The 6,346-nt window shown below is 68.0% G+C and carries 7 protein-coding genes; 5 read left to right on the plus strand and 2 right to left on the minus strand.

From position 1 onward, the window contains the following. The first annotated feature begins 51 nt into the window (after positions 1–51). Together ABY44_RS24915 and ampC are read left to right on the plus strand one after the other, a co-directional pair. Positions 52–864: an alpha/beta fold hydrolase gene (locus tag ABY44_RS24915; protein WP_059585943.1), complete on the plus strand. Its 813-nt coding sequence runs from the start codon at positions 52–54 to the stop codon at positions 862–864. A gap of 321 nt (positions 865–1,185) precedes the next feature. Continuing rightward, positions 1,186–2,355: a class C beta-lactamase gene (ampC, locus tag ABY44_RS24920; protein WP_431642513.1), complete on the plus strand. Its 1,170-nt coding sequence runs from the start codon at positions 1,186–1,188 to the stop codon at positions 2,353–2,355. A gap of 174 nt (positions 2,356–2,529) precedes the next feature. Here ampC and ABY44_RS24925 read toward each other — a convergent pair whose 3' ends face one another. Continuing rightward, positions 2,530–2,901, minus strand: coding sequence for a cupin domain-containing protein (locus ABY44_RS24925; protein ID WP_049096504.1), 372 nt, complete (start codon positions 2,899–2,901; stop codon positions 2,530–2,532). A gap of 244 nt (positions 2,902–3,145) precedes the next feature. Here ABY44_RS24925 and ABY44_RS24930 point away from each other — a divergent pair, with 244 nt between their 5' ends. The 3 genes from ABY44_RS24930 (at position 3,146) to ABY44_RS24940 (ending at position 5,967) form a co-directional block, all read left to right on the plus strand. Continuing rightward, a complete protein-coding gene (locus tag ABY44_RS24930; protein ID WP_059693714.1) occupies positions 3,146–3,808 on the plus strand; it encodes an ankyrin repeat domain-containing protein in 663 nt (220 codons plus the stop codon). A gap of 139 nt (positions 3,809–3,947) precedes the next feature. Further along, positions 3,948–4,859 carry an NAD-dependent epimerase/dehydratase family protein gene (locus tag ABY44_RS24935; RefSeq protein WP_081066060.1) on the plus strand — a complete coding sequence of 304 codons (912 nt, stop codon included), beginning with the start codon at positions 3,948–3,950 and terminating at the stop codon, positions 4,857–4,859. Positions 4,860–5,064: 205 nt separating this feature from the next. After that, the gene (locus ABY44_RS24940) at positions 5,065–5,967 is read left to right on the plus strand and encodes a LysR substrate-binding domain-containing protein (RefSeq protein WP_027792102.1); all 903 of its coding nucleotides are present in this window, start codon (positions 5,065–5,067) and stop codon (positions 5,965–5,967) included. Between the two features lie 122 nt (positions 5,968–6,089). On the opposite strand, the gene ABY44_RS24945 is transcribed toward ABY44_RS24940, so the two are convergent. Further along, positions 6,090–6,346 (minus strand): TolC family protein (locus ABY44_RS24945; protein WP_431642516.1); only part of this gene is annotated, 257 nt, incomplete at its 5' end.

Here is a 6,346-nt window from a genome sequence, read left to right on the forward strand (position 1 = left end):
CCGCACGCATTACAATCGCAAGCACGTCTCCCTCGACAGGACGGCAGAACGATGCATGCGGAACTCGATGACGACGACCTCGTCCGCTTCGACGCGCAAGGCGGCACGCCGCTGCCGGCGGCCGACGCGCAAGGATGGCTCGAACACGACGGCGCGCGCATCTGGCACGCGTCGTTCGGCCACGGCCCGCCGGTCGTGCTGCTGCACGGCGGCCTCGGCCACGGCGGCAACTGGGGCAACCAGGTGCCGGCGCTGCTCGCGGCCGGCTACCGCGCGATCGTGATCGACAGCCGCGGCCACGGCCGCAGTACGCGCGACGCTCAGCCCTATTCCTACGAACGCATGGCGTCGGACGTGCTCGCGGTGCTCGATGCGCTGCACGTCGACCGTGCGCGCTTCGTCGGCTGGAGCGACGGCGCGTGCATCGCGCTCGTGCTGGCCGATCGCGCGCCGGAACGTGCGGCCGGCGTGTTCTTCTTCGCATGCAACATGGACCCGGGCGGCACGAAGGAGATCGTGCCGGGCCCGCTGCTCGACCGCTGCTTCGCGCGGCATCGCAAGGACTATGCGGCGCTTTCCGCGACACCGGGCGAGTTCGACGCATTCGTCGCGGCCGTCAGCGAAATGATGCGCACGCAACCGGATTACAGCGCGGAGGATCTCGCGGCGATCGCCGTGCCGGTCACGATCGTGCTGGGCGAGCACGACGAATTCATCCGGCCCGAGCATGCGGCGTACCTGGCGCGTACGATTCCGGGCGCGACGCTGACGATCCTGCCCGGCGTGAGCCATTTCGCGCCGCTGCAGCGGCCCGCGCGGTTCAACGCGGCGATGCTGGCGTTTCTGGACCGGTTGCCGGGGTGACGCGCTCGAGCCTCGTGTTGTCGGCGCCGTGACTCGCTTGTACGGCAACGTCACCGACGTGTCGCGTTCGTGGCAGTGCACTTGACGGTGCCGCCCGACGTTCCCCGCAAACCATCGAGCACGCCGCGACGACGGCAGCGGTCATCCACGCCTTCGCCAATCCCATAAGTTTTTCTTTAGGCTCGATCAACATAACGTCGATTGTTGACGGACGGCTTACAGCGGATAGTCCTGCTTCGGCAGGCCGGCCGCTGCGATTTCCGCATGGCGCGACCGGATCTGTTGTCCACGCAACCATCGGAAATCGAAGGAACCGCAACCATGCGATTCAACGCGACACGCTTCGCCGCGACCCTGCTCGTCGCCGCGTGCGTCACCGCCACGGCCGGCCGCGCGGCCGCCGCCACCCCGGACGACCTCCACGACACCGTGACCCGCCACATCGCGCCGCTGATGAAGCAGTACGCGATTCCCGGCATGGCGGTCGGCGTCGTCGCCGACGGCAAGCCCTACGTGTTCGACTACGGCGTGATGTCGACGCAAACCGGCAAGCCCGTCACCGGCGACACGCTGTTCGAAATCGGCTCGGTCAGCAAGACGCTGACCGCGACGCTCGCGGCCGACGCGCAGGAGGGCGGCGAACTGTCGCTGGCCGATCCGGTCGGCAAGTACCTGCCTGCCATGCAGGGCAAGCCGTTCGGTGTCGTGACGCTGCTCGATCTCGGTACGCACACGTCCGGCGGCATGCCGGTACAGGTGCCGGACGGCATCCGCGACGACGCGGGGCTGATCCGCTATCTCGACGCGTGGCGGCCCGCGCACGCGCCGGGTACGTACCGGACGTATTCGAACGTGTCGGTCGGCATGCTCGGGTGGCTCACCGCAAAGGCGATGCACAAGGATTTCGCGGTGCTGATGGAGCAGCGGCTCTTTCCCGCGCTCGGCATGACGCACACGTACATCAACGTGCCGGAAGCACGTCAGGCCGACTACGCACAGGGTTATACGCAGGACGGCAAGCCGATCCGGATGACGGGCGGCATGCTGTGGCAGCCGGCCTACGGCGTGCGGACCGCGGCCGCCGACCTGCTGCGCTTCGTGCAGGCGAACATGGGGCTGATCGAAACCGCGCCGCGCCTGCAGCGTGCGCTCGAACGCACCCACACCGGCTATTTCCGCGCGGGGCCGCTGACGCAGGACCTGATCTGGGAACAGTATCCGTATCCGGTCGCGCTGCCGACGCTGCTCGAAGGCAACTCGATGAAGATGCTGCGCGACGGGTTGCCGGCCTCCGCGATCAAGCCGCCGCTCGCGCCGAGCGCGAATACGTGGATCAACAAGACGGGCTCGACCAACGGCTTCAGCACCTATGTCGCGTTCGTCCCGTCGAAGCGGATCGCGATCGTGATGCTCGCGAACCGCAGCTTTCCGAACGAGGACCGCGTGAAGGCCGCGTACGGGATTCTCGGGGCGCTCGACGGCCGGCGGTAACGTTTCAGCCGGCGGGCCGGTCGTGCCGCACGGCCGGCGTGCCGAGCTGTCGGGAAGGCGACCGATGCGGTCGCGACGAACCCGGACGAACGATGGCGCACGGCGGCGATGCCGCGCGGCTGGCGGATCGCCGACCTGTCGTGCAATGCCGCATCGATCGCGCCCGCCCGCCGCTCATTCGGGCGGCTGCTCGTCGTACGCGACGAAGATCTTCCGTGTGCGTTCGACGACTTCCCACGTGCCGCGAAAACCCGGCGGAATCACGAAACGATGGCCGGCGCGCAGAGTCTTCCGGTTGCCTTCGAGGTCGGTGATCACCGACGTGCCTTCGAGGATCTCGCAGTATTCCGCTTCGGTGTACGCGACGTGCCAGCAGCCGGGCGTGCTTTCCCAGATGCCGGTCGAGAAGCGGCCGCACGGACTCGCGAAGCCGGGTGTGAGCGTGTGCAGCGGATCGCCGGAAATCAGTTTCTCGGGCGATACGCGGTACTGCGTCGGCTCGCCGCTCGGGGCGAACGCGTCGGTGATGGAGGAAACGTCGATCATGATGAGCATGCTTCGTCGGGGTGGATGGATCGGGTGCGCGTGCGGCGCGCCCGTGCGAGGCGATCGCGATGCGTGGCCTCGCGTCCGACATCATCGCAGATCGACGCGCCTGTGCGGGCAGCGGCCGGATCGGACGCCGGGGAATCCCGGCCCGAAGCAGCGCCGCGCGATCGCGCAGCCGCGACGAACGCTTATGATGGGCGATCGACGCGGTCATGCGAACGCGACACACGAGGAGATCCGGTTGAGCATCACATGGGACGGCATCACGAGCGCCGACGTGCTCGGCGACGCGCAGGTCGCGACCCGGCACGCGCTGGCCGACGCGGCCAGGAACGGCGACTGGGCGACGATGCTCGCGCTCGTCGCGAAGGAGCGTGCGCTCGTCAACGCGACCCGGCTCGGCGGCACGTCGCTTCGTGCGCCGCTGCATCAGGCCGCCTGCGGCGGCGCACCGAAGGAGGTCGCCGCCGAACTGTTGCGGCTCGGTGCGTGGCGCATGCTGCGCGATGCCCGCGGCGAGCGCCCGGTCGATATCGCCGGGCGGCGCGGGCATCGGCATCTGGTCGATCTGCTGGCGCCGCAGCCGCGACGCTTCGTACCCGACGCCACGCTGTTCGCCATCCAGCGCCACTTCCACGCGATGATCCTTGGCCGCATCGCACATTTGCGCGTCGACGCGCTGCGCCTGCCCGAACTCGAACCGCTACTCGAACTCGACGCGCAGGCCGAACGCATGTGGTTCGCGGTGCCGGGCATGTATGGCGGATTCGGCTATGCGCTGCACACGGACGGCGATGCGGCGATGCTCGTGTCCGAAAGCTGGAGCCGCGTGGCCGGCGGCTCGGGCCAGCGGCACGAGATCACCGCGGACGGCTGTACGCTGGTCGACGAGGGGTTCGTCTGACGCGGCCGATCATCCCGTTGCGCTCAAAACTGTTTTCGCGACGCCGCCCTTCCTCGCGCAACGCCGGCCGCCGATACTGCGACGCACGACATTTCGCGAGACGTCTGCCGTACCGGCTGTCTCGCTCTCGGAGCAGCAGATGAAAGGCATCAGGATATTCGTGACGGGCGCGAGCGGCTACATCGGCGGCTCGGTGGCCGCGCGGCTCGTCTCGGCAGGGCACGTCGTCACCGGCTTGACGCGCGACGGTGACAACGCCGCGAAACTCGCGGCGGCCGGCATCATGCCGGTCGTCGGCACGCTCGACGACTCGGCGCTGCTGCAAGCGTTCGCGCGCGACGCGGACTGCGTCGTCAACGCGGCGAGCAGCGATCACCGCGAGGCCGTCGAGGCGATCATCGGCGCGCTGAGCGGCTCGGGCAAGACGTTCGTGCATACGAGCGGCACCAGCGTGATCGCGGACGACGCACAGGGCGCGCATGACGATGCCCCCGTATTCGACGAGACGACGCCCGTCGTCAAACCCGCGAAGGCCGAGCGCCGCGCGATCGACCGGCTCGTGATGTCGTCGGCCAACCTCGGCATCCGTTCGGCCGTGATCTGCAACAGCATGATCTACGGCGACGGCCTCGGCATCCGCCGCGACAGCGCGCAACTGCCGCTGCTCGCGGCGATCGCGCGCGATGCCGGCGCGGTGCGCGTGATCGGCAAGGGGCTGAACCGATGGTCGAACGTGCACGTCGACGATGTCGCCGATCTGTATCTGCGCGCGATCGATGCCGCGCCGCCCGGTGCGTTCTACTTCGCGGAAAACGGCGAAGCGTCGTTCGCGGAAATCGGCCATGCGCTCGGCGAGCGGCTCGGCTTGCCGTCCATCGTCGAATGGGATATCGCGGATGCGGCGCAGGCGCTCGGCCATTCGCGCGCGCATGACTCGCTCGCGTCGAACAGCCGCGTGAAGGCGTTGCGCGCGCGGCAGGAACTCGGGTGGGCGCCGACGCACGGCGCGATGCTCGACTGGATTCGCGACGAGATGCCCGTCGCCGCCTGACACGGTGTTGCCTTGTCTGACGAAAAGCGCGCCCGCCCGGGCGCGTTTGCGTATGCGGCCTCCTGCTTCATGCCGGATTGTTCGGACCATATTCGCCGCGAATCATTGAATCGAAATCAACTGTGATTCGCGCGCGCGCCGGCTTATCAAAGCGGCGCGGCGGCACTATCGTGGCGGTTTCCGAAACTGCGGAAGACTGCCGACCATGAAGACGACCCTCGACGAGATGCTCGCGTTCGTGACCATCGCCGATACCGGTTCGCTGACGGGTGCGGCCGACAAGCTGCACCAGCCGACCTCGGTGATGAGCCGGATCCTGCGGCGCCTCGAGGAGAAGCTCGACACGACGCTGATCCGCCGCACGACGCGCCGCCTCGAATTGACCGACGAGGGCAAGCTTTTTCTCGACTACGCACGCGACATCATCGCGTCGGTCGAATTTGCCGAGGAACAGATCGTCAGCCAGCGCGAGACGCCGTCCGGGCGCTTGCGGATCAACGCGGCGATGCCGTTCATGCAGCACGTGATCGCGCCGATGATGCCCGGCTTCCGCGAAGCCTATCCGGCGATCACGGCCGAACTCCATACGAGCGACGAGATCATCGACCTGCTCGAACAGCGCACCGACGTGGCGATCCGGATCGGCGAGCTGCGCGATTCGACGCTGCATGCGCGCCGGCTCGGCAGCAGCCGGCTGCGCATCCTGGCGAGCCCGGCCTATCTGGAGAAAGCCGGCGTGCCGACGAGCGTCGCCGATCTCGCGAACCATGCGCTGCTCGGCTTCGTGCAGCCGGAAACGCTGAACCACTGGCCGTTGCACACCGCCGACGGCGGCGTGTACCGGATTCATCCTGCGCTGCAGGCGTCGAGCGGCGAGACGCTGCTGACGCTCGCGCTCAGTGGCGCCGGCATCGTGTGCCTGGCCGACTACATGACGGGCACGCATCGCCGCGACGGCAGCCTCGTCGAACTGCTCGTCGACGATACCGTCGAGTTCCGCCAGCCGATTCATGCGGTGTTCTATCGCAATGCGACGCTGTCGTCGCGCATCGTCAGTTTTCTCGACTACTTGAGCGCGCAGTTGAAGGAAGGCGGCGACATCGACTGAGCCGGTACCGCACGCAGCCGGCCAAGCAACATGCAAAAGGGCGGCGGGTTCGAATCACATCGAACTCGCCGCCCTTTGCGTATCGACCGATGCGCGGCAGCGGTCGAACCTGAACCGCGCGCTTACTGCCCCAGCGCAGTCATCAGCCTGACCCGGCCGAGCATTTCCTCGGTGCGCGCCTGCGCGAGCGAATCCTCGGCCGCGAGCAGCGAACGCTGCACCTCCAGCGTATCGATGAACGCCGATTCGCCGCTGCGCCACGACCGGTTGATCTGCGTATAGGCGCCGCGCGCGTTCGACACCGCGCGTTCGAGGCGCTCGGTCCGGCTGTGATCGCGGGCGGTGGCGGCGATCGACGTCTCGACGTCGCCGACGGCCG

It is taken from the genome of Burkholderia sp. ZZQ-2, from assembly GCF_050768715.1.
Classification (GTDB): Bacteria; Pseudomonadota; Gammaproteobacteria; order Burkholderiales; family Burkholderiaceae; genus Burkholderia; species Burkholderia cepacia.

What these genes read in the sequence shown, in the direction of transcription:
- ABY44_RS24915 (WP_059585943.1), top strand. Translation starts at nt 52, where the DNA reads ATGCATGCGGAACTCGATGACGACGACCTCGTCCGCTTCGACGCGCAA.
- ABY44_RS24925 (WP_049096504.1), bottom strand. Translation starts at nt 2,901, where the DNA reads ATGATCGACGTTTCCTCCATCACCGACGCGTTCGCCCCGAGCGGCGAG.
- ABY44_RS24935 (WP_081066060.1), top strand. Translation starts at nt 3,948, where the DNA reads ATGAAAGGCATCAGGATATTCGTGACGGGCGCGAGCGGCTACATCGGC.
- ampC (WP_431642513.1), top strand. Translation starts at nt 1,186, where the DNA reads ATGCGATTCAACGCGACACGCTTCGCCGCGACCCTGCTCGTCGCCGCG.
- ABY44_RS24940 (WP_027792102.1), top strand. Translation starts at nt 5,065, where the DNA reads ATGAAGACGACCCTCGACGAGATGCTCGCGTTCGTGACCATCGCCGAT.